18 protein-coding genes are annotated in these 24,318 nt (G+C 62.7%); 8 read left to right on the forward strand and 10 right to left on the reverse strand.

Going from position 1 to position 24,318, the window contains the following annotated elements:
• Nucleotides 1-3: 3 nt before the first annotated feature.
• From uvrC to OY559_RS11980, 10 genes are read right to left on the reverse strand one after another with little or no spacing between them, the layout of a single operon-like run.
• Complete coding sequence (gene uvrC / locus OY559_RS11935; protein WP_277726468.1) at nt 4-1,851, reverse strand: excinuclease ABC subunit UvrC; 1,848 nt, start codon at nt 1,849-1,851, stop codon at nt 4-6.
• Nucleotides 1,848-3,263: a hypothetical protein gene (locus OY559_RS11940; RefSeq protein ID WP_277729995.1), complete on the reverse strand. Its 1,416-nt coding sequence runs from the start codon at nt 3,261-3,263 to the stop codon at nt 1,848-1,850. The genes uvrC and OY559_RS11940 overlap by 4 nt, the downstream gene beginning before the upstream one ends.
• A gap of 31 nt (nt 3,264-3,294) precedes the next feature.
• Complete coding sequence (locus OY559_RS11945) at nt 3,295-3,759, reverse strand: low molecular weight protein-tyrosine-phosphatase (RefSeq protein ID WP_277726469.1); 465 nt, start codon at nt 3,757-3,759, stop codon at nt 3,295-3,297.
• On the reverse strand, nt 3,756-4,520 hold the full coding sequence (kdsB, locus tag OY559_RS11950) for a 3-deoxy-manno-octulosonate cytidylyltransferase (protein ID WP_277726470.1): 765 nt from the start codon (nt 4,518-4,520) through the stop codon (nt 3,756-3,758). The genes OY559_RS11945 and kdsB overlap by 4 nt, the downstream gene beginning before the upstream one ends.
• Before the next feature lie 36 nt (nt 4,521-4,556).
• Nucleotides 4,557-5,579 carry a tetraacyldisaccharide 4'-kinase gene (gene lpxK, locus OY559_RS11955; RefSeq protein ID WP_277726471.1) on the reverse strand — a complete coding sequence of 341 codons (1,023 nt, stop codon included), beginning with the start codon at nt 5,577-5,579 and terminating at the stop codon, nt 4,557-4,559.
• Complete coding sequence (gene msbA / locus OY559_RS11960; protein WP_277729996.1) at nt 5,576-7,288, reverse strand: lipid A export permease/ATP-binding protein MsbA; 1,713 nt, start codon at nt 7,286-7,288, stop codon at nt 5,576-5,578. Before msbA ends, lpxK begins: the two co-directional genes overlap by 4 nt.
• 38 nt (nt 7,289-7,326) lie before the next feature.
• The gene (locus tag OY559_RS11965; protein ID WP_277726472.1) at nt 7,327-7,749 is read right to left on the reverse strand and encodes an ExbD/TolR family protein; all 423 of its coding nucleotides are present in this window, start codon (nt 7,747-7,749) and stop codon (nt 7,327-7,329) included.
• A gap of 9 nt (nt 7,750-7,758) precedes the next feature.
• Nucleotides 7,759-8,418: a MotA/TolQ/ExbB proton channel family protein gene (locus OY559_RS11970; protein WP_277726473.1), complete on the reverse strand. Its 660-nt coding sequence runs from the start codon at nt 8,416-8,418 to the stop codon at nt 7,759-7,761.
• 2 nt (nt 8,419-8,420) lie between these two features.
• Entirely contained in the window at nt 8,421-10,799 is a 2,379-nt protein-coding gene (locus tag OY559_RS11975) for a DNA internalization-related competence protein ComEC/Rec2 (protein ID WP_277726474.1), read from the reverse strand.
• Nucleotides 10,800-10,815: 16 nt separating this feature from the next.
• Complete coding sequence (locus OY559_RS11980) at nt 10,816-11,757, reverse strand: integron integrase (protein ID WP_277726475.1); 942 nt, start codon at nt 11,755-11,757, stop codon at nt 10,816-10,818.
• 259 nt (nt 11,758-12,016) lie between these two features.
• Between OY559_RS11980 and OY559_RS11985 the strand changes: the two genes are divergently transcribed.
• The 8 genes from OY559_RS11985 (at nt 12,017) to OY559_RS12020 (ending at nt 23,991) form a co-directional block, all read left to right on the forward strand.
• Entirely contained in the window at nt 12,017-12,421 is a 405-nt protein-coding gene (locus tag OY559_RS11985) for a hypothetical protein (protein WP_277726476.1), read from the forward strand.
• A 3,213-nt stretch (nt 12,422-15,634) separates the two neighbouring features.
• On the forward strand, nt 15,635-15,958 hold the full coding sequence (locus OY559_RS11990; RefSeq protein ID WP_277726477.1) for an SMI1/KNR4 family protein: 324 nt from the start codon (nt 15,635-15,637) through the stop codon (nt 15,956-15,958).
• A gap of 1,458 nt (nt 15,959-17,416) precedes the next feature.
• Nucleotides 17,417-17,794: a hypothetical protein gene (locus tag OY559_RS11995; protein WP_277726478.1), complete on the forward strand. Its 378-nt coding sequence runs from the start codon at nt 17,417-17,419 to the stop codon at nt 17,792-17,794.
• 59 nt (nt 17,795-17,853) lie between these two features.
• Nucleotides 17,854-18,171, forward strand: a complete 318-nt coding sequence (locus OY559_RS12000) for a hypothetical protein (protein WP_277726479.1) — start codon at nt 17,854-17,856, stop codon at nt 18,169-18,171.
• Nucleotides 18,172-18,813: 642 nt separating this feature from the next.
• Nucleotides 18,814-19,146 (forward strand): ribonuclease E inhibitor RraB, encoded by a 333-nt coding sequence (locus OY559_RS12005; RefSeq protein ID WP_277726480.1) that lies wholly within the window; start codon nt 18,814-18,816, stop codon nt 19,144-19,146.
• Between the two features lie 2,816 nt (nt 19,147-21,962).
• Nucleotides 21,963-22,280, forward strand: coding sequence for a hypothetical protein (locus tag OY559_RS12010; RefSeq protein ID WP_277726481.1), 318 nt, complete (start codon nt 21,963-21,965; stop codon nt 22,278-22,280).
• Nucleotides 22,281-22,353: 73 nt separating this feature from the next.
• Nucleotides 22,354-22,791 (forward strand): T6SS immunity protein Tdi1 domain-containing protein, encoded by a 438-nt coding sequence (locus tag OY559_RS12015; RefSeq protein WP_277726482.1) that lies wholly within the window; start codon nt 22,354-22,356, stop codon nt 22,789-22,791.
• Between the two features lie 834 nt (nt 22,792-23,625).
• A complete protein-coding gene (locus tag OY559_RS12020; protein ID WP_277726483.1) occupies nt 23,626-23,991 on the forward strand; it encodes a hypothetical protein in 366 nt (121 codons plus the stop codon).
• The last annotated feature ends 327 nt before the right edge of the window (nt 23,992-24,318 follow it).

Here is a 24,318-nt window from a genome sequence, read left to right on the forward strand (position 1 = left end):
GGCTTACTCGGTTCCGGCCTCGGGCATCGGCAGCCCGTGCAGGTTAGCGTAGATTCGCTCGGCCAGTGCGGCATTCACACCTTCCACGCGCGCGATTTCGTCGGCGCCAGCGGCCTTGAGACCCGCCAATCCTCCGAAATGCTTGAGCAGGCTGGCGCGACGCCGTGGGCCGATGCCGGGAATGTCTTCCAGCTTGCTGGTCATGCGCGCCTTCTGGCGCTTGCCGCGATGACCGGTGATCGCGAAACGGTGCGCTTCATCGCGCACCTGCTGGATCAGTTGCAATGCCGGCGACGCGGCGCCGGGCCGTATTTCCCGTCCGTCAGGCAGCACCAGCGTCTCGTGGCCGGCCCGACGCTCGACGCCCTTGGCCACGCCGACCAGGGCCACGCCGTCCACGCCAAGGTCGGCGAGCGCAGCCTGGGCCTGGGCCAGCTGGCCCGCACCGCCGTCGATCAGCAGGACATCGGGCAGTACCCCACCCTCCTCCACCGCACGCCGGAAACGGCGCTCGATGGCCTGGTGCATGGCGGCGAAATCATCCCCCGGCGTGATGCCGGTGATGTTGTAGCGCCGATACTGGGAGCGCACCGCACCGTTGGCATCGAAAACCACGCACGAAGCCACCGTGGCCTCGCCCATCGTGTGGCTGATGTCGAAGCATTCGATGCGCTTGGCCACGTCGGGCAGCGCGAGCAGTTCCTTCAACGCTTCGCTGCGCGCGGTCTGTGCGTTGCGACTGCCCAGTTCGGTCACCAGGGCGATTTCGGCGTTGCGCTTCGCGAGGTCCAGGTAGCCGGCGCGTTCGCTGCGGACATTCCACTTCAACTGGACCTTGCGGCCTGCTGCCGAAGCCAGCGCATGCTCGATCAGTTCCGCCTCCGGAATCTCGCGGTCAAGGACGATCTCCTGCGGCGCGGGTTGCTCGGCGTAGTACTGCGATACGAAAGCACCCAGCACCTCCTCCGCGCTGTCCTCGCCATTGGTTCTCGGGAAGAACGTACGCGTGCCCAGGTTGCGGCCGTCACGGAAGGCCAGCAGCAGCACGCAAGCGTGGCTGCCCTGCATGGCGCAGGCGAGCACGTCCAGGTCGGCGGCATGCCCATCCACGTACTGGCGCGCCTGCAGTGTGCGGATCGATGCCACCAGGTCGCGCAGGCGGGCCGCCTTCTCGAACTCGAGCTCCGCGCTGGCCTGTTCCATCGCCGTGCCGAGTTCGCGCGTGAGTTCGTCGCTGCGTCCGTCCAGGAACAGCGTCGCGCGGCGTACCGATTCCGCGTAGTCCGCCACTTCCACCAGCCCCACGCACGGCCCGCTGCAGCGGCCGATCTGGTACTGCAGGCACGGGCGGGAGCGGTTGCGGAACACGCTGTCCTCGCAGTTGCGGATGCGGAACAGCTTCTGCATCAGGTTCAGCGTTTCGCGAACCGCGACCACGCTGGGATACGGGCCGAAATAGCGCCCCGGCACCGCGCGGGCGCCACGATGGAATGCGATACGCGGCCATTCCTCGCGCGTGAGCAGCACATAGGGATAACTCTTGTCGTCGCGCAGCAGCACGTTGTAGCGCGGCGTCAGCGACTTGATCAGCTGGTTCTCCAGCAGCAGCGCTTCGGCTTCGGTGCGGGTGACGGTCACGTCCATCCGCACCACCTGCGTCAGCATGGACAGGATGCGCGGCGACTTGGGCGAGCTGTTGAAGTAGCTGGCGACACGCTTGCGCAGTGCACCGGCCTTGCCGACGTACAGCAGGGCATCGTCTGCGGCGTACATGCGGTACACGCCGGGCGCCGTGCTCAAGCCGGCGGCGAACGCCTTGCCGTCGAATTCCGCCTGGGGACTGCCGCTCATTCGTCGATCGGAACGTGGCTCAATTCGCCGGTGGCGATATCGTAGCGCAGCACCGCGTGTGCATCCGTCTCGGCGATCCACACTGCACCAGCGGCAACGGAGAGGCCGGCCGGGCCTTGCAGGGCGCGGGGCAGCGCCACCGTGGTCAGTTCGCCGCCCCCCAGGCGGAGCGTGCGCAGGCTGCCGTTGCCACTGTCGGCAATCCACATGACGGGGGCATCGGGACTCAGTGCGATGGCCTGCGGATGCTGGAGGCGCGCGCGGTCGCGCGGGCCGTCCTCTGCACCGAACGTCCATGCGCCCTGCCCGATCAGCGTCTGCACCGTATCGCCACGCAACTGCATGGAACGTACCGCCGAGCCGACCGCATCGCAGACATAGAGCGTCTGCAGCACGGCCGCCAGACTCGCCGGCTGCGCGAAGGCCGCCATCGGCCCGCTGCCATCGCGGACATCGAGTTGCCCGGAGCCTGCGCGCGCGCGGATCTCGCGCGTGCCCAGGTCGTAGCTCCACACCCGGTTGTCGCCCGCCATTGCGAGGAAGATCTGGTTGTTGTTCACCACCAGCGCCTGCGGCTGGTTGAGCGCCACGTTGCGGGGCGCGGCGACCACGCCCTCGACCGGTTCGCCGGCGCGGCCGTTGCCGCAGAGGGTGTCCACGGTGCTGGTGGGCAGGTTGATGCGCCGCAGGGCATGGTTTCCTGTGTCCGCCACGTACAGCGATTCGCGCACCAGTGCCAGCCCCTGCGGTCGGCGGAACGCGGCGTGGTTGAGCTCGCCATCGGCGAGGTCGGGCGTGCCCATGCCGAACTGCCGGATCACCCGCCCCAGGTGATTGCACTCAAGCACGCGGTGGTGGCCGCTGTCGGCGACGAACAGGCGGTCGGGCGTGGCCACCAGTCCGGTGGGGAAGCACAACGGCATCCGGGGTTCCGGTTGGGCTTCCCGGAAACTCCGCAGATCATCGTCCGGCGGCACATGCAGTCCGTCGCACAGGCGCGCGATGTGCCGCTCCAGGTCGGCCAGCCCATCCGCTCCGACGATCCGGTGCTGGACCTGGCCCTCGCCATCGATCAGCAGTACCGTCGGCCACGATTCCACCCCGAAGCGCTGCCACGCCACCCAGTCCGCGTCGTGCGCCAGCGGCAATCCGTTGCCGTGCCGCCGCAGGCGCTTCAGGGCGCTGTGCGGGTCGCGCTCGCTGTCGAAGCGCGGCACATGGATGGCCAACGCCTGCAGCCGGCCCAGGTGACGCGCCTGCAGCACAGCCAGGTCGTTGAGCCGCTGCGCGCACCAGGCCGAGGCGCTGTTGACGAACGCCAGCGCGACGATGCGCCCCCGCTGCTCATGCAGCGTGGTCGCCGGCGCATTGAGCCACTGCAGGGCGCGAGGCAGTTCGGGAGCCAAGGTCATGTCGGTCATCGTCCCTGATTATGCCCAAGTCTCATTCTGGGGAGAGCCGGGCCACGACCGCCTGTGCGGCGGAATCGACCAGTCGCCAGACCCGCTGGAAGTCCTCCGGCCCGCCCGTATAGGGGTCAGGCACTTCGCTCCCGGCCTGCATGCCGGCCCATTCCAGCAGCAGTGCCACCCGGTCGCGCCGGGTCGCAGGCGCGAGCTGCATCACGTCGCGCAGGTTCGCGCGGTCGGCGCAGAGCAGCCAGTCGAAGGTATCGAAATCGCGCGCGGACAGCTGGCGCGCGCGCTGCTTGGCGATATCGACGCCGTGGCCGCGAGCGCAGGCGATGGCGCGGCGATCCGGCGATTCACCGGCATGCCAGCCACCGGTGCCGGCCGAGTCCACCTCTACCCGACCGGCCAGCGGAGATGCCTCCAATCGGGCGCGCAACGCGCCTTCAGCCATCGGAGAGCGGCAGATGTTGCCCAGGCAGACGACCAGCAGCTTCACTGGTCCACGCCCCGCAGGATGGACTCCGCGCGGGCAAGGTCTTCGGGGGTGTCCACGCCGGGCGGAAACGGCTCGGGCGTCAGCGCCACGGCGATCCGGTGCCCGCCTTCGAGGGCCCGCAACTGCTCCAGCGACTCGACCTGTTCAAGCCGGCCGGGCGGCATCTGCGAAAACCGGCGCAGGAAGCCGGCGCGATAGGCGTAGATGCCGATGTGGCGCAGCCACTGACCGGCAGGAAGCGCGTCGCGCGACTGCGCGAAGGCATCGCGGTGCCAGGGGATCGGAGCGCGGCTGAAATACAGCGCATCGCCATTGGCGGCACGCACCAGCTTGACCGCATTCGGATCGAACAGCGTGGCAGCATCGTCGATGGGTACTGCCAGCGTCGCCATCTCCGCGCCGGTGTACGCCAGTGTGTCGGCAACCGCCCGGATGCCGGCGGGCGGCGCGAACGGTTCGTCGCCCTGCAGATTCACCACCAGCGCATCGTCGGCCCAGCCGGCGATGTCGGCACACTCCGCGAGGCGGTCGCTGCCCGAGGCATGCCGTTCGGATGTCATCGCCACGCGCACCTCGGTGGCCTGCAATGCGTCGCGGATGCGGGCATCGTCCGTGGCAACCCAGACTTCCCGCGCACCGGCGGCCAGCGCGCGGCGCGCCACATGGACGACCAGTGGCGTGCCGCCGAGGAGGCGCAGCGGTTTGCCGGGCAGCCGCGACGCGGCATAGCGGGCGGGAATGGCGACGATGAAATCGGTCATCGGGGTCCGGATCGGGTCAGGGATGAAGGGAGCTGTCTACGTCGCATCCGCTGCCGGCGGGCGCGCGCGGCCCAACCGGTCCAGCAATGCGATCCAGAACGCCTCCGGCAGCTTCGCCGCCACCGGCACGCTGTAGAACCAGCTGTTGGCGAACGCGGCGCACTTCACGGCATCCTTTTCTGTCATGAGCACCGGCAGTTCGCTGCCGAACGCGAAATCTTCCGCACGGTACGCATGGTGGTCCGCGAACGCATGCGGCACCACGCCCAGCCCCTGCCGCCTCAACATGGCGAAGAAACGGGCCGGATTGCCGATGCCCGCCACGGCATGCACGCGCTGGCCGGCAAAGCCCGCCAGCGGCTTCGGCCGGCCACCCTGCAACGGCAGCGCGTCATCGGCCTGCAACTGCATCGGCCATTCACCGAAGGCGGCCGTGTCATCGGACGACGGCAGGTTCACCACCCGGAACCCGCACGCCGCCGCGCGCGCCACGGGCTCGCGCAGCGGGCCGGCGGGCATGAGCCGTCCATTGCCGTAGCGGCGCGCGCCATCGATCACCTCGATCTCCACGTCGCGCTGCAGGCGGTAGTGCTGCAGTCCGTCGTCGCAGATCACCACGTCACACCCGGCGGCCACCAGGGCCTTGGTCGCTGCGACACGATCACGGTCCACACGCACCCGCGTGCCGGTATGTCGCGCGATGAGGACGGGCTCATCACCCCCCTCTTCCGGCGGGGTCGCCGCATCCACCCAGCGCGCCTGCGCCTCGTCTCGGCGACCGTAACCGCGGCTTGCCACGCCCGGCCTGAAACCCGCTGCGCGCAATCGCTCCATCAGCGCGATGGTCAGCGGCGTCTTGCCGGTGCCGCCGGCCGTGATGTTGCCCACCACGATGACCGGCACGCCCACCCGTTGCTGGCGCAGCAGCCCGGCCCGGTACAGCCTGCTGCGCAGGGCGACCAGCACGCCGTATACACCCGCGAGTGCGCGGGCCCACAGGGGCACCCGCCCGTCGCCAAACCAGTAGTCCGGCGGTTGCGGCATCGCGCGCTGGCTCACCCCGCCTCACCCTCGCGGAACTGCATCTGGTGCAGGTGCGCGTAAAGGCCGCCTCGTGCCAGCAGTTCGGCGTGCGTGCCCTGCTCGACCAGGCGGCCCTGGTCCAGCACGAGCACCTGGTCGGCGTGCTCGATGGTCGACAGGCGATGCGCGATGACCAGCGTGGTGCGGTCCGGCATCAACTTCTGCAGGGCGTTCTGCACCAGCCGCTCGGATTCATTGTCGAGCGCGGCGGTGGCCTCGTCGAGGATCAGGATCGGCGCGTCCTTCAACATCGCGCGCGCGATCGCCAGGCGTTGGCGCTGACCACCGGACAGGCGCCCCCCCTTGTTGCCGATCGGCGCCTGCATGCGCTCGGGCATTTCCTGCACGAATTCCATCGCGTTGGCGCCACGGACGGCCTCTTCCATCGCCGTGGCCTCGGCTCCCTGCAGTTCGCCATAGGCCACGTTCGCGGCCACGGTACCGTCGAACAGCATCACCTGCTGCCCCACCAGCGCGATCTGCCGGCGCAGGTCCGCCAGCCGGTAATCCTGCAACGGATGGCCATCGAGCAGGATCTGGCCGGATTCTGCCTCGTAGAAGCGCGGGATCAGCTTGATCAGCGTCGACTTGCCGCTGCCGGAACGCCCGACGATAGCGGTGACGGTGCCCGGGCGCGCGGTGAAACTGATGCCCTCCAGCGCCGGCCGGCTCTGGCCGGGATAACGCGTGGTGATGTCGCGGAATTCGAGCAGTCCCTTCGCGCGCTCGAGCGCGCGGCTGCCCGTATCGCGCTCGTCTTCCGCGTCGAGCACGGAGAACAGGCGCTGTGCCGAAGCGACGCCCCGCTGCAGCATGTTCTGCACGTTGGTCAGTTGCTTGAGTGCCGGGATGATCGCCATCATCGAGATCATCAGCGTGACGAAACCGCCCGCCGTCAGCCGGCCCGCCATCGCTTCGCGGCCGGCGAAGAACAGCAGCAGCGCCAGGCCGATCGCGCCCATCAGCTGCACCATCGCGGAGGAAACGCTGCGGGTGGCTTCGACCTTCATCGCCAGCTTCAGGTTCGCGTTCGCCAGACCTTCATAGCGCGCCAGCTCGCTGCCCTGCGCGCCGTACACCTTGACTTCCTGCTGGTTGGACAGCGTCTGGTCCGCGGCCTGCATCATCTCGGCGCCGCTTTCCTGGATGCGATGGCTGATGCGCCGGTAACGCTTGGCCACCTTGTCCATGATCCACGCCAGCGGCGGGGCCATGATCAGGATCGCCAGCGTGACCTGCCAACTGGTCCAGAACATCACCACCAGCGCGGCGATGATCTGCAGCACCTGCTGCAGCATGACCTTCATCGCATCGACGGCGGCCTGCGCCATCTGGTCGGCATCGGATCCCAGGCGGACCAGCATGGCCGGCACGGGTTCGGTATCGAAGCGCAGGCCCGGCAACCGCAGGTACTTGCCCAGCACGTTCACGCGCACATCGCGCGCGATGCTGCGCGCCGCCTTGCCCATGCCCATGTCGGTGACATAACCGGCGATGCCGCGGATGACGAACAGACCCACGATGGCCAGCGGCAACAGCAGGCTCTTGGCCTTGTCGCGATCGATGAAGGTCTCGTTGACCACCGGTTCCATCAGCTTGCTGAACGCGCCGCCTGCCGCCGCCTCGATCAGCATGCCGACAGCGGCCAGCGCGAGCAGCCCGCGGTACGGCCTGGCAAAGCCCATCAGCCGCTTGTAGACCTGCCAGGCAGAGCCGTCGCGGCTCACTTCTTCGCCTCCGGCGCGGTGGCGATGTTGATTTTCCGGAAACCCAACTGGCCCAGCGCGTCCAGCGCCGTCACCACCGCCTGGTGCGGCGTGCGCGCATCGGCGCGCAACAGCACGGGGCGGCCACGGTCATTGCCCGCCACCTGCTGCAGCGTCTGCTTCAGGGCATCGATGTCGGGGCGGAGGACTTCATGCTCGTCCACGAAATAGCGCCCGTCGGCATTGATGAGCACGCTCAGCGCCTTGACCTGCGCCGCCACCGGCTCGCCATGGGCGCTCGGCAGCTGGAGTTGCAGCATTGAACGTGCATCGAAGGTGGTGGTGATGACGAAGAAGATGATCAGCACCAGGATCACGTCGATCAACGGTACGAGGTTGATCTCGGGCTCTTCCTGCGCGCGGTCGTCGCGGATGCGCATGCGCCGGCCTCAGGCGCTGGCGGGCGCCGGCGCGACCACGCCGGACGGGCGCGGCACCGGGCGGGGATGGCGGGCTTCCAGCGCATCGACCAGCGCCGTGGCTTCCTTCTCCATCTCCATCACGTAGCCGGTGACCTTGCCGCGGAAATAGCGGTGGAACAGCAGCGCCGGGATGGCCACGATCATGCCCGCCGCCGCGCACACCAGTGCCTTGCCGATACCGCCCGCCAGCGCATTGACATCGCCGACACCGCTGCCCTGGATGCCGAGGAACATCTGGATCATGCCCACCACGGTGCCCAGCAGGCCCAGCAGCGGACCGGCGGAGGCGATGCTGCCGAGGGCGTTGAGGAACTTTTCCATCCGGTGGACGACATGCCGGCCGGTGTCCTCGATGCGCTCGCGGATCTGCTCACGCGGCTTGTTGCGCACGTCCAGCGCAGCCGCCAGCACTTCACCCAGGGGCGAGTTGCGGCGCAGCGAATCGATGTGCGCCGCCTCCAGTTGCCCGCGGCCGGCCCAGGCACGGACTTCCTCACCCAGGCCGGGCGGCAGGATTTCCTTTCGACGCAGCGACCAGAAGCGTTCCACCACGATGGCCAGGGCCAGTATGCCGAGCAGCAGCAGCGGGATCATCGGCCAACCGCCGGCCTTCACCAGTTCCAGCACGTTCAGTCCTCCGGCACATCGGGCCGTCCTTCTTCCAGCCGATAGGATAGCCCACCGGCCCGCTGGCGCCGCACCGCATCCCACCAGCGTGGCCGGTCGTGACGCCGTTCACGCGCGTGCAGCCCGTCGCGACCCAGCCATACGCGCAACGCGCCACCGGACTGCGTGTCCAGCAACTCCCCTCCCCGTGCCCGCCATCTGGCCACCACCTTGGCCCGCGGATGCCCGAAGCGGTTGTCTGCCCCGCTCGAATTCACGACAAGCCGGGGCGAGGTGGCGGCCACGAACGCCGGATCGGATGACCCGGCACTGCCGTGATGCGGCAGCACGACGACCTCCGACCTGAGCGAGGCGGCATCGCGGTGCACCAGTCCACGCTCGACGATGGCGCCAATGTCCCCCGGCAGCAGGACGCCCCCATGCGGCGTGTCCACCTTCAGCACGCAGCTCGCCTCGTTGCCCAGGTACGGAAAGTACAGGCCCGGATGCAGGAAGCTGAAACGCACACCGTCCCACGTCCATGACGCACCCGCCACGCAGGGCGCCCGCGCATCCAGCGGGCTGCCTGGCGGCGCCAGCACCGCCTGCACCGGAAGGGCATCGCGGACAGCATCGGCGCCGCCGGCATGATCGTTGTCGGCATGGCTGATCACCATCGCGTGCAGGCGCGACACCCCCAGCGCGCGGAGAGCCGGCACGACGGCCCGCTCGCCCGCATCGAAACCTTCCTCGACGGCGGGCCCTGCATCGAACAGCAAAGCATGGTGTGCAGTGCGCACCAGCACGGCCAGTCCTTGTCCCACGTCGACGACCACCAGCTCGACTTCGCCCTCACGCGGCAACTCGCGATCCGGCCACAGCAGTGGCAACCACAGCAGCAACGCCAGCGATTTGCCCGGTACACCACGCGGCAACAGCAGCCAGAAGCCTCCGCCCAATGCCAGCCAAAGCGCCCAGGCGCGACTTTCCGGCAGCCACCACAGGGCGTAGGGATGCTTCGACATGCTGTCGAAAAGCACCCAGCTCCACTCGAAGCACGCCGCAGCGGCGCGCCATGCCCACGCGCCCGCACCCGCATGCGCCGTTTCCAGCCCTGTCCCGAGCAAGGACAGCGGCACCACCACCAGGCTCCACCATGGAATCGCGACCAGGTTGGCCAGCGGACCGGCGAATGAAGCCTGGCCGAACAACACGACGGTAAAGGGCAGCAGGCCTACCGTAGCCACCCCCTGGGCTGGCAGGAACGCCCTCGCCCAGTGTTGCGAGACCGGCAGACACCACGCCAGCCACGCCACACCACCGAAGCTCAGCCAGAATCCCGCCGCCAGCAGCGACAAGGGATCGAATACCAGTACCGCCAGCATCGCCAGCGCCAACGCGTCGACCAGACGCACATGGCGTCGCGCCAACCGCGCCACCACCACCACGGCGATCATCAGCACCGTGCGTACCGTCGGCAATGCGAAGCCTGCGACTGCGGCGTATCCCAGCGCGCCGGCCAATGCCCATGCGCCTGCCGCCTGCGGACGCGGAATCTTTCGCGACAGCGCAGGAAACAATCTCCACAATCCCGCCCCGCCCAGGGCGCAGAATCCCGCCACGAGCCCCACATGGAATCCGGAGATCGCGATGAGATGGGTCAGTCCCGTGGCACGCAGCACCTGCCAATCTGCATCGTCCAGCCCCCGCGTGTCCCCCAGCGCCAGCGCCTGTACGAAGCGCGCCGACGGAACCGGCATCGCATGTCCCATCCTGTCGGCCATGTCGCTGCGCCACGCATCAATACCCCGTCCCGGCGACAGCCGGCGCGCATGCGTGGCATTGCGCACATAGCCCATCGCGCTGATGCGTTGAGCCGCGGCATGGCGTTCGGCATCCACGCCGCCGGGATTGGCCAGTCCGCGTGGCGCCCGCACGCGAACCTCGAACTGCCAACGCTCGCCGGCACGCAATTGCATGCGCGGCCCCGGCTCCGTCGCACCGAAATCGTCGTACCACGCCAACCTGACCTGCCTTCCACGCAGCGGCGCGGGTTGCTGTTCCGTATCGTCGATGCGCAGCAGGAAACGGGTTCGCCGTGCTTGCGGGTCCGGCAGGCCGACCACCTGTCCGCTCACCAGTACGTCGCGCCCTTCCCATGCCACCGGCAGCTGCGCACCGAGGCTCCATGCCGCATGCAGCCCTGCCCACCCGATGCCGGCCAGCGTGGCACCCAGCCAACGCCAGCGGGAAGGCCAGAACCACCCGCCGAGCCCGAGCGCGAAAGCGCCCCACAGGATCGCCATCCCCGGCAGTGCAGGGCGCCAGAGCATGATGACCATGCCGAGCAGCAAGGCCACCGTGCAGGCCAGTCCGAACGGCGGCAACGGCAGTTTCCGCATGCCCATCGGCTCCACGTCAGCGATCCAGCGGACTGAGCACCGCACCTGCGCCCCGGTTGAGGACGTGCGTGTAGATCTGCGTGGTTGCGACATCCTTGTGCCCGAGCAACTCCTGCACGGTACGGATGTCGTAGCCGCTCTCGATCAGATGGGTGGCGAACGAGTGGCGCAGCGTGTGCGCGGTGACCGGCTTGGTGATGCCCGCCGCGATCCGTGCACGCTTGAGTGCCCGCGCCAGCATCGCCTCGTCTAGGTGGTGCCGTCGCCATCGCTCATCCCTCGGGTCCAGACTGAGGTTCCGCGCAGGAAACACATACTGCCACCCGAGTTCGCGCCCTGCACCCGGGTACTTGCGCGAAAGCGCATGCGGCAACCAGACCTCTCCCGCACCCTGCGCAAGATCCTGCTGGTGCAGGACGTGCACGCGCTCCACCTCCGCCTGCAACGCAGGCACCAGCGATGCGGGCAGGACCGTCCGACGGTCCTTGCCACCCTTGCCCTCGCGCACCGTGATCTCGTTGCGGGCGAAGTCGACATCCTTCACACGCACGCGAACGCCTTCCATCAACCGCATCCCGCTGCCATACAGCAGCCGGGCAAGCAGCGCCATGCGCCCATCCATGTGGGCCAGCAAGGCCCGTACCTCGGACTGCGACAGCACCGTGGGAACACGCAACGGCCGCTTGGCACGCACCACATCGTCCATCCACGCGAGTTTCAGGCCCAGGACCTCGCGATACAGGAACAGCAACGCGGAAAGCGCCTGGTTCTGCGTACTCGCCGCCACCCTGCCTTCGACCGCCAGTTCCGTCAGGAACGCCTCGACCTGCGCCACCCCAAGCTCGCGCGGATGACGCTTGTCGTTGGCCAGAATGAATCGCCGGATCCATCCCAGGTAAGCCCGCTCGGTACGCAAGCTGTAGTGACCCACGCGCAACCTGCGCGTGACTTCCTCCATCAACCCCACACGCCCCACCGCCCCCGAACCCGATACCGCCCCGTCTCCCGGCTGATATTCCATAGCTCCCGCATTCCATGCGACTAATGCGGGCAACTTCGCATGTGAAGCTCACTCAAGCCATCGGGCAAGCGATTGAACCAGCATAGGAAAACCCCGATTGACGCCCACAAGGCGAGCCTGAATACTCCGGGTTATCACCCCGGAATGGGGTCTACTAGGTGTTAGGGCCCATTCCATGCCTCACAAAGTCGGAAAGATGGAGGCCGCTTCGCACCAGCTCGACTGGGCTATACGGCTACTCATTGATCATGATGCTCCGCTCCCCGCGATCACCCTTGCGGGCGCAGCGGAGGAGATACTTGGTGCCAGCCTAGGGACCAAATCTGCTTTCCAAGATCTGGTGCGTAGCTTTGGCGCATCGCACGGAGTAGATCCCAAAGTTCTGTCGCAACAGCATCTCAACAAAGCAAAGAACTGGCTAAAGCATTGGTCGCTGGGTCAGGACGCCGAGTACGAAGACTTCGAGCTAGTGGATGAGGCCATTCAGTACATCGCACGCGGCTTGGCCAACATGCTCGTCGCCTACCAATCCCTTCCTTCCGAGGGCCCTCGGTTTAAAGAATGGGTTCTAGCCAATAGAGGACCAGCTAATGGGCCCTAACAATTCATTCAAGCCGAACCCGCTTCGCGGGTCGGCTTAATTCCGGTGTTAGGCCCCGTATGAAAGATCTTCCCGATTTGGAGAACTCATTACGACAAGTGATCTCGGTCCAAGATGCACACCGCGTCATGGAGCACTTCGTCAGCGCATATCTCGCGCGCGGCGACACGTCGGTATCGGACTTTCTGTTCTGCTACGCGGGCCTTACTGCTCCCGGCCAAACAACCGATCCGGCTGCCATCCACGACTTCCTTGAGTCGACCAGGGCTGTAGCAGCACAATCCCCACCGGGCCCGTGCGGCACCGGGGCCTAACAAGTCATTCAAGCCGAACCCGCTTCGCGGGTCGGCTTAATTCAGGTGTTAGGCCTCGCATGACCGATCCGAGCGACTGTCAAGAGATTTGGGTAGATGGCCCACATGGGCAATCGCTCTGCGCCCTCATAAACAACGATGTAGGTTGGCTCATGTATCTACGTGAGCAGGGGGATGCGGGTTTTAGCTCGCGCAACCCTGATTACAACGGTCCTCCAGATGCATGCATTGACTACTTTCTGTCCAACGGGCAATTGGACAGCTACCCAGCCGCTTGGGCCTACCCTGTTGCAACAGTCACGCGAGCTATAGAGTATTTCCAGTCAGAGGGCCGCGCTCCACCATTTATCGCTTGGCACAACGATTTCGGTGACGGCGAGCCGCCGGAGCCGCGGCCTAACAATTCATTCAAGCCGACGCCGCCTCGCGGCGCGGCTTAATTCAAGCGTTAGGCCCCACATGGAAAATGCTTCGCTCATAAAATTGCTAGACACCATTGAGGCTGAGTTACGCCAGCTCGGTTACCTTCAAGGCGACGGCGCTCGGCTTGCCGGCATAACCTCAGCCTTCGGTTATGGGCAAGTATCGTTTGAGCAATGGCTGGGGCAAGTATTTCTGCCGAGTGCACGGGAAGCAGTAGAGACTGGCAATCTCCCCGCATCAAGCCAAGTAGCGGGCGCTGCGTACCGCAACCTTGACGGCGTAGATGAGGCAAGCACTCTTTTAAGCTTGCTCAGCACCTTCGACTCTAAGATTAATCAGCTAGGCCGCACACAGAGAACTCTAGGTGGGGCCTAACAATTCATTCAAGCCGAACCCGCATCAGGTTCGCTAGCTTCGGTTCGTTCTGGGTACTATCGGCTTCGGTACCGATCCATGGCGGGTCGGCTTAATTCAGGTGTTAGGTGCTGATATGGAGATGCGTGCGGCGGTCGGGATGCCAACACCTTTGCTCTTCACTCTATCTGGAGCTTGGCTTATCTCGCTAGCAAGCTTGATCGCCCTCGACTTCCGTACTCCCTTCAGAGGCCCGCTTCTCATTCTTATGGGCCTGTCTTCCGTTGTCATGCTTGTTGTTGTTCCGGCCGCAGGTTATGCCCTGATCACCAACAAGGCGCTACGGACCGCCCCACAGTGCATTAGCTTCTGGCTTTGCACGCTATGCCTGATGCTGCTTCTATCCACTTTTGTCGCCGGTCACCTAGCCTGGAGCAGCTGATGGACATTCCCGAGTCAGCACCTAACAATTCATTCAAGCCGAACCCGCTTCGCGGGTCGGCTTAATTCTGGCGTTATACGTGGGTGGGTGTGTTGGTGTTGTCGGCTTCGGTTGCCAGTCGATCGTGCGGCAGCCGCGGCTTCGGTGCTGATCGATTGTTGATACAAGGCAACAGGCGCGTCCTTCTGGCTTCGCTTCACTCGGCTTCGGGTACATCGCTCTCGCGCCGCACGGCTTCCGGATGACCTTCCGGCTTGCGGACCGGCGTCGCGGTCGGCTTCGGTCTTTACGGGCCCCACCCTGCTACGGGCTGACGGCGAGTGATTTCCTGCTCCCGGATGTTCCGACCCCGTTGCAGGCCGCGGGCTTCGGGCTTACCTTGGCGCATAACAGTTCATTCAAGCCGAACCCGCTTCGCGGTTCGGCTTAATTCAGGCGTTAGGCGCTTCAGGGGCACCATGAGAATCGCAGCGATTGGCGCAGGACTAGCGGCATTCTTTCTTGGCCAGCTCATGGCAGGACTGTTCGTAATCTCCGTAGGCTCTACTTCGACGGGAGATCCCTTTGGTAACGCCATCTGGCTCGTAGTACATGGGGCCACGTATCTAGCGCCATTCCTTTGTGGATTGGTGGCCTCCTACTTGTCCGCCGACCATTCGATGTTAACCGGCCTTCTAGCCACTGGCCTCAGCTGTGGGATCATGGCTATTCTGTTCCAACACTCCGCTGGAGAGGATCAAGGCGCTCTTCTCTGGGTAGTGGCAAGCTACTTACTTGCAGGCTGGCTCGGAGCCATCTGTGGACCGCTACTTCGGCGGCGACGCGCCTAACAATTCATTCAAGCCGAACCCGCTGCGCGGGTCGGCTTAATTCAGGCGTTAGGCCGCTATGGAATTCGCCGTATACATTGTGGGAGTTGTCGCTCTAGGAATTTTCTATGCGCCGGTTAAGTCTGCGCTTGGTGGGGGCGCGCTCTTTGTTACGGCGGTAATTATCTATTTGTTGTTACTTCGCCTGATCGGCTACGGTCTTAGACGCTACCTTCAAGCAAGGAGGAAGAACCATGCATGAGGGTTGCGTGCGCCTTCGGATTCAAATCGGCAACCAGATTTCGGCACCTTGGGTCAGCCCGCGGCTGTTGCTTCAGCAGCATGAGGCGCGGCCTAACAATTCATTCAAGCCGACGCCGCTTCGCGGCGCGGCTTAATTCAGGTGTTAGGCGCACTCGTGAATATTCTTGTCAGGCGCAGAAGAATCACTACCCCTCCGGGCTATGCGGAGCGAGAGTGCTTTCTCGTCTCCTACGAGATGCCCCTCTGCAAGTCCTGCTTTGTGCTCTGCCATGAGCCCAGTGATCCAGAGCACCCCAGCATCGACCCCTCCGTCATGAGCTTCTTTATTACCGAGGCACATGAGCTATCCGCTCGCGTAACTGGCAATGCCCACTCGTTCGTCATAGTTCACAGTGGCGGATTCGTTCGCAAACGTCACAACTTGCACGTACACGTGTTCGTGATTCGGCGCCGTTGGCAAAAGGCTTGGCTGTACACACTACTTGCAACAATCCACACCACATCGGCAGTTCGGCGCGCGGCTCTCAGGCTTATCGGCCGTGCGCCTAACAATTCATTCAAGCCGAACCCGCTTCGCGGGTCGGCTTAATTCAGGTGTTAGGCGGCTATGAACCTACCGATCCCAGTTGAGTACGAGCAGTTCCTTGCAACTCACGGCGTATTTGAGGGTTTCACTGTCGGGGACGATATGCCCGGCTATGTTGCTCTTTGGCCGTTGGCCGAGATTTCTGGCAACAACGCAGACATTGTGATTCAAGAGCACGCGCCAGGCTACTTGGCTTTCGCTGGCAACGGCGGCGGTGAGGTTTTGGCTTTTGACGCTACTGGCGCCGTGTACATGCTGCCCCTCATTGGCATGGAGCCGCGCTACGCGGTTAGAGTGGCAAACTCGTCTGGGGATCTGGCTGCTAGATTTGAGCTAGCCGCCTAACAATTCATTCAAGCCGAACCCGCTTCGCGGGTCGGCTTAACTCTGGTGTTAGACCTGCAGGAGCAAGTTCATGGGTTGCTGGGCAATTGGTTCTTTTGGCAATGACAGCGCAGCGGATTGGCTGATCGATCTCACAAAAACAAGCGACCTTTCACTTGTTCGCGAGACCATCGCACGGGCCCTGGTTGCAGAAGAGTACTTGGACTCGCCAGATGCAACTGACGCACTGGCTGCGATTGAGGTCGTAGTCGCTGCACTCGGTCGCCCCACGACGGAAGCTCAGAATGAGACTGAACTCCTAGAGTGGATCGCCCGGGTAAAGCCATCGCCTGACGCTAAGCTTGTGTCTGACGCCCAGCAAGCGATTGATCGGATCCTAGGCCCAGAATCCGAGCTTCGAGAGTTGTGGGAGGACACCGAGGACTTCAGTGACTGGCAAGCTGAGGTGACTGACTTGCGGTCCCGGCTGCAGGTCTAACAATTCATTCAAGCCGAACCCGCTTCGCGGGTCGGCTTAATTCTGGTGTTATGCGTGGGTTGGCGTGTTGGTGTCGTCGGCTTCGGTGACACCTTGGTTTCTCACTCGATCGCGGCTTCGGCATTGGTCGGTCGCTGACCTAGCTTGGTCTCTCGCGCCTCCCGGCTTCGCTTCAGTCGGCTTCGGATGCAGCAGGTTCGCGCCGCTCGGTCAGCTGATGCAGGATCAACTCCATGCGGGCGGCGCCGCTGGCTTCGGCCTTACAAGCACGGGCCACTCACTGCCCCTGGCTCCATCCCGTGATTTCCTCTTCGCCTACTGTTCTCGGCTAAGATCGCTTCAGCAGCCCGGGGTACCTACTACCTAGGCTGCATAACCACTCGTTCAAGCCGAACCCGCTTCGCGGGTCGGCTTAACTCAAGGTGTTAGGCCGCTTGGAGACTTGTGCAAACACTCGTGCCAGCTGACCTCTGGACCTTCCTGACAACGGGAGGCCAACTCAGGTATGACCCTGCTCACACCGAGACAGGTCAAATTCGCCTTCACTCCGCTCAAGATCTGCGGGTAGGCCGCATCTACGTTGCCGCCCACTCTCCACAAGACCCGAATCTTGATGAGTCTGGTGTCTACCGGATTCCAGCTATCTCGCTCGTCGCATCTTGCGAGCACTATGAGCCTGATCACTTGCTCACTTATCTGCCCTTTGAGCAATCATTTGCTGCTTTTGACGGAGATCATGCAAGAGTGACGATTTTTCCGGGTGCGTCATGGCAGGATGTTCTTAGCTCGCCCACTGACTACCTAAACTCACTCTGGAGTCAATCGCCAGCTGTCTCAGTTCTACGAGATGAGCATCCTTGGTGGAAGCGTTACGTATTCTTCAAGGGCGCATTCGAGTGACGCGGCCTAACAGTTCATTCAAGCCGAACCCGCTTCGCGGGTCGGCTTAATTCAGGTGTTAGGGCGCAATGGAGAGTTCAATGAAGGCATGCCTCGTAGCTCTAGCCTTGCTATTTACCTGGCCTTCTGTGGGATGGGCTCAGTCGCTTGAAAGACTCGAGCAGCTGGAGCGACTGGAGAAAGCCGTCGAGGTAATCGACCAAGTCGATGCCAAGCTTGATTCCCTGATTCGTGTTCGCAGGGCTGAATGCAGGCGAGCCTTCGGCTATGAGCCATTCTGTGACTGCATCATGGACGCGCTGCCTGTCGCTTGGTCTTTCGCTGACTACGTGGCAATCACTACTCGCTCCAAAGAACAGAATGGCTATGCCAACCTCGATGCGGAGTATCGTTCGGCATATGACAAAGTACCCGGTATCCGCGACCAGTGCGTAGCCAAGCTTCCGGTTGCGCCCTAACAATTCATTCAAGCCGAACCCGCTTCGCGGGTCGGCTTAATTCAGGCGTTAGGCCTCATATGAGCCACCCTCACAACTTCGAGTCATGGCCCTTTGCAGATGCAGTCAACACCGCTTCCTACACAACAAGGCAGGTGCTTGACGGCCTCAACCCGATTGTCGAGGTCTATCACGATCACGACGGAGACTGGCAGTTTCTTTGCGGAACGACCACGGATGCCGCAAACCTCAAGCTCGTCTGTATGGGGTGTATGCTTGACCGTGATCCATCGCTCGCCAAGCTGGCGGATTTACCTCGCGGCTGGTCGGCCATCCGCAACGACCCGCAAAGCGACTGGGCCCGGGACGCGTACGAAGATAGCGACGATGAGGCCTAACAGTTCATTCAAGCCGAACCCGCTTCGCGGGTCGGCTTAACTCAGGTGTTAGGGCTTATGAGCAAGTGTCTCGGCAAGTGGTTGCTAGGTATTTCCGCCTGCTTGGCTTCATTCGCTTGCTTGGCAACTCTCCCGCGCACCAATCTTTGCTACGACGTCCTTTGCCTTTCAATCGTGGAGGGCTCCCCGGACCTCGTTAAGGACCGTACCTACCAACAATCTGCAAACGGCAGTCGGCTTCTCATAGTTCGATTTATAGATGGTGCTTACCTCTCTGTGCTCGTTCGTCCAGTGTTGGAGTCAGAGTGCCGGGAAACCCCAGAGCAGGAAGTAGCCAGTCTCATCTCTCGATCAAAAACGACTATCGCCAGCCGTGGCTGTTTGGTCGCTCCTCAGGCAAACAGGTTATTTCAGGTAGATTTCAAGTTGTCTAGCCCGAAGATCCCTGTCCAGCGCCAGCTACATATGCTTGACCCATACGTACGCATATCAGGCATCACCAACATCAAATACTGGTCGGGCCCCACTTATGACAGCAACACGCTCATGCTTCAGCCTTCTCGGCATAAGCCCTAACAATTCATTCAAGCCGAACTTGTCCGCTGACGCGGCCAAGTCGGCTTAATTCCGGTGTTAGACCGCATGACAGAGTTCACTGAAGATTGGCCTGATGATGCGGATGGCGGCGTATTCCGCAAGCTCGCTGCCAATGCCTTCGATTTCTCCAAGCAGTACTCCGTCGACTACAACGTGGACTTCGAGAGCTGGCCCCCTCAGGCAGCCGCCCTCGACCTTCTTCGGGCAATGTATGGCGAGCTCGGCCTGTACCCGCCTGACGAGCGCGGCGACGGTTATGTCCAATTCCAGGTTCTAGGCAAGGTCTCATACGAGGGTGTGACATCAGTCCAACGCCAGGCTAGCGCGGCAATGGAGCAGTTCGGCGGCGTTTGCGAGTCTTGGGGAGTCATGCACTAATGCGGTCTAACAATTCATTCAAGCCGAACCCGCTTCGCGGGTCGGCTTAATTCCGGTGTTAGGGCCCATGAGAAAGTTCATCGCGTTCTTGCTTCTAATCATTGCAGCGCCTGCCTCTGCAGGTACGTGGGGCGTCGGGCACTTTGACAACGATCAGTCGCTGGACACTGCTTTAACCTGGGCAGAGTCTGGCACCGTCGACTCGGTTCGAGAGGCGCTTCGCTTAGCTATCTCCGCTGGATACCTGGAGTCTTCGGACGCTGAGGACGCGCTCGTAGCTGCTGAGGTCGTAGCTGCGTCCTTGGGCAAGCCCAACAAGGACCTCCCGACAGATCTAGCCGCATGGATACAACGCCAACCTTCGGATCAGCTGCGCGCACTGGCGCCACAGGCACTCGCCGCGGTAAAGCGTGTACGCGGCCCGCGCGACTCCGAACTCTATGAGTTATGGGCTGACCAGGGTGCCGAAGAATGGTTAGCCCAGATGGATGATCTCGTTTCCCGGCTAGGTCCCGCAGTAGATCGGCATGGGCCCTAACAATTCATTCAAGCCGAACTTGTCCGCTAGCGCGGCCAAGTCGGCTTAATTCCGGTGTTAGGCCCATGATCAGGCTTCTGCTCGGCTTGCTGCTAAGCCCACTAGTTATCCAGCTTCCGACTCTCTGGCGCTTCACGCATTGGCACTTCAACCACTTCCTTCTCATTGCCGCCTACATAGCCATGCTGCTGTTCGGCGTTCCACTTGTTTTCCTATTTGTTCGTAAGCGTTGGGTAGCCTGGTGGCAATCGATTCTAGGTAGTTTGTTAGTTTCTAGTGTCTGCTTGGTCTTGTGGGTTGCCACTTCCACACGGGAGGAGTTCCTCCAAAACTGGTTTGAGCTCACCACATTCGCGTGGTCATGGGCAGTCGCGATAGGGATTGCCTTCTGGTTTATTGCCTTGTGGCGTAACCCACGCTTCAATGGGCCTAACAATTCATTCAAGCCGAACCCGCTTCGCGGGTCGGCTTAATTCTGGCGTTATACGTGGGTGGGTGTGTTGGTGTTGTCGGCTTCGGTTGCCAGTCGATCGTGCGGCAGCCGCGGCTTCGGTGCTGATCGATTGTTGATACAAGGCAACAGGCGCGTCCTTCTGGCTTCGCTTCACTCGGCTTCGGGTACATCGCTCTCGCGCCGCACGGCTTCCGGATGACCTTCCGGCTTGCGGACCGGCGTCGCCAGCGGCTTCGGTCTTTACGGGCCCCACCCTGCTACGGGCTGCCGGCGAATGATTTCCTGCTCCCGGATGTTCCGGACCCGTTGCAGGTTGCTGGCTTCGGGCTTACCTTGGCGCATAACAGTTCATTCAAGCCGAACCCGCTTCGCGGGTCGGCTTAATTCAGGTGTTATGCGTGGGTTGGCGTGTTGGTGTTGTCGGCTTCGGTGACGCTGCGACTTCCGCTCTACCGCTGGCTTCGGCGTTGGTCGCTCGCTGACTCATCCGGACGACTGGCAGTTCCGCACTTCGCTTCACTCGGCTTCGGACGCATCGCGTTCGTGCCGCTCGGCAAAGGATGGCTTATGACCTTCGGACTTGCGGCACTGTCGACTTCGGTCTTTGCTGGCCTCGACCTATTCCGGGCCTGCGGATGCTTTGTCCGTGTTCCCTGGTGCAGCGCAGCCGTTGCGGGCCGTCGGCTTCGGGTTTACCTTGGCGCGCATAACAAATCGTCCAAGCCGAACCCGCTTCGCGGGTCGGCTTAACTCTGGTGTTATACGGCAGGGCGGAATCAGATCCCTTTGGCATGGGCAAGGTCTGACATCACTGCGCGCCGCTTTCCGATTGTCGGTCGCTTCGCTCACCTGCTACAAAAGCGGCGCAACCGGCGCGCCACAAGCCGGGGCTTGCGGTGCTCTGGTCAGCCGCTTTTACCGGGCGCTTCCGCGGAGGGGTTTCAGGTAGCAGGCATGGCCAGGAGGGACGCTCCGCATTGCAGGCATCCGGACCGCTGCCGCATAACTAGTCGTTCAACCGGAACCCGCATCGGGGCCCGCGTCTTCGGCAGGGATCCGGCTATCATCGGCGTCGGAGCGGACCCATGGCGGGTCCGGTCAACTCAGGTGTTATACGGCAGGGCGGAATCAGATCCCTTTGGCATGGGCAAGGTCTGACATCACTGCGCGCCGCTTTCCGATTGTCGGTCGCTTCGCTCACCTGCTACAAAAGCGGCGCAACCGGCGCGCCACAAGCCGGGGCTTGCGGTGCTCTGGTCAGCCGCTTTTACCGGGCGCTTCCGCGGAGGGGTTTCAGGTAGCAGGCATGGCCAGGAGGGACGCTCCGCATTGCAGGCATCCGGACCGCTGCCGCATAACTAGTCGTTCAACCGGAACCCGCATCGGGGCCCGCGTCTTCGGCAGGGATCCGGCTATCATCGGCGTCGGAGCGGACCCATGGCGGGTCCGGTCAACTCAGGTGTTAGGCCTAAGATGCGAGAGTTCGAAGAAGTCTTGCAACTAGACGACTGGTACGACGGCCCTCGGGCTGGTATCGCCCTCTATCGCGGCGTACCGCACGCATTTCGCTCTCGGACGCTTGACGTCACGGAGTATCGGGGCGACTTCGAGTCTGCGGATATTTTTGAGCTTAGTCGGCTTGGAGATGCAGACTCGTCTCCCAAGATCTTGGCAGCGGCAGAGTTCCGTCGGCGGCAGGACAGTCCTGATACCGGACTAGAGGTATGCTGGAGCAGTATTGAGCTACCATCGGCCTAACAATTCATTCAAGCCGAACCCGCTTCGCGGGTCGGCTTAATTCCGGTGTTAGGCGCTGGAGAAAGTATGTCGATCGTCAACCAGTTTTTAGCGTCACCTTGGCTGATAGGCTTTGCCATAGCGCTCTTTGTGAGCTCATCAATCACCACGCTCGACAAGCGAATCGTCCAAGCCAAAAAGTCTGGCGTACTGCCGCCCGACCACCAGAACCTGCCAACCTGGTTTGGCGCGCTACACATTCTGGACTGGATCCTCCTCATCGCTCTCCTGATCCTAAACTGGAGAGTAGGCCTTGCCATCTGGGTCATTATATTTGCGCTTAAAGTGTTACCCGTGCTGGAGACAATAGGCAATGTACTCATGCGTCCGTTCCGTCGTGCATAGTTGCTGCGCGCCTAACAATTCATTCAAGCCGAACCCGCTTCGCGGGTCGGCTTAATTCAGGTGTTAGGCGCGCATGGAACTAATCGCGATCGTCAAAGAGGCGTGGGGCTGGACTGGCCTGGAGCCTAGCCAAATCGTCGGAGATAACGATTTTGGCAACTTGATGGTCAAAGATCAGAGCGGACGCTACTGGCGTCTTTGCCCAGAGGATCTCTACTGCAAGGTCGTTGCGCAGTCGAGAGAGGAACTTGATCGACTTTCCCAAGACCAAGAGTTCCTGCGGGACTGGTATATGAGCGAGTTGGTTCAACAAGCCCGTGAGCGCCTCGGTCCGCTCGGCCCTGGCTTCAAGTACTGCCTCAAAATCCCGGGCGCACTTGGCGGAGAGTATAGTGGTGATAACCTCGCCGTCATCTCACTGAGCGGGCTCATCTCCGCTTCCGGCGACGTTGCTCAACAGATTGAAGGCCTACCAGATGGCGCACAAGTCAAGCTCAGTATCGTCGACTAGCGCGCCTAACAATTCATTCAAGCCGACGCCGCTTCGCGGCGCGGCTTAACTCAAGCGTTAGGCCTGCTTTGGAGCACTCATGCCGCTGACAGTTCTCCTTCATTGCCCAGACCTTGATCAGACTCGCCAGTACTACCAGTCAGTGCTCGGCTTCAACGTCCGAGGCACTGCAGAGGATTCGCTTACTGTTGAGCAATCCGGAAGCGCACTGATCTTTACATCAAGCCACCCATGGGGCGACTCGCCAGGCTTCTCTGGCACCATCTACTTCACAGTTCCGGACGTGGACAGTTATTTTGCTTCGGTCAAGGACAGGGCGTCCGTTCTTTGGCCCATCCAAGACATGCCGTATGGCTCCAGAGAGTTTGGCGTTAGGGACTGCAATGGCTACCACTTGGCATTCCAGCAGCAGGCCTAACAATTCATTCAAGCCGACGCCGCTTCGCGGCGCGGCTTAATTCAGGCGTTAGGCGGGCTATGACAGACAGTCTTGGACCAGAGCAGAAAGCATTGCACCAGGCCGTTGGCGAGGTGCTGCACTATATTTGGGATCCAATTGGGGTAGCAGGCGTGCCGCAAGCCCGTGATGAGTACGATGGCTACGTCGATCACGTCTGCAGTCTGTTATGGCGCGGTGCAAGCAACGCTCAACTTGCTCAGCATCTTGTGCAGATAGCTGATGAGCATATGGGCCTCACTGGCACAGAGAGTCGCGCTGCCTTGGCCGCCGGCAAACTACTGGAGTGGCGAGATGCGGTTACACGCTAGCCCGCCTAACAATTCATTCAAGCCGAACCCGCTTCGCGGGTCGGCTTAATTCCGGTGTTAGGCCGCATGTTCAAGTTCATATCCATCTTGATCTACGTTGGTAGCATTCTCGCTGTGCTTGTCACGGGCGGTCTTGTTTCGTCCGTCCTCGCGCTCTATCCACCCACGCACCTGGCTTCGTTCGGGCCGGTCGTCCCGGCCATATCTAAAATTCACGCCGCTTGGTTGCCCGCGGTGCAGTCGGCTACCTGGGCAATTGCTGCGGTCTCTGCAGTCATCGGACTGCTTGTGTGGCGCTCTCGGCAGCCTGCAGACGGCAAGCTCAAGGCTGCAGTGGTTATTGGCGCCATCAACTACTTTTTGGCCATGTTCTTCACCACTACGCTTCTGGTGGCCTACTTCTACCTTCCCAAGGTCGCCAATGCGGCCTAACAATTCATTCAAGCCGAACCCGCTTCGCGGGTCGGCTTAATTCAGGTGTTAGGCCTTAAGCGGCACGGCCTCTCCCTCTCAAGCAGCGCCCGCATCTCTCGCGCTGCGCCGCATCACTGCAGTTCGCGCTGGCCCCGCCCAACCATCACGCACATCGCGGCCGCGGCTGCCGGCTCGGATGCGTCGACAACCGACTATCCTGGGCGGCGTATCGTTGGCTTCCGGTGCGCCTTGCCTCGAGGCCACGACCACCGCGCACTTGCAGGCACGCGGCCCGTGGCTTAGCGTTGGCCTAACCAATCATTCAAGCAGACCGCCGCATCGACA

Origin of the sequence: Pseudoxanthomonas sp. SE1 (genome assembly GCF_029542205.1) — a bacterium.
In the GTDB taxonomy this organism is placed as follows: domain Bacteria; phylum Pseudomonadota; class Gammaproteobacteria; order Xanthomonadales; family Xanthomonadaceae; genus Pseudoxanthomonas_A.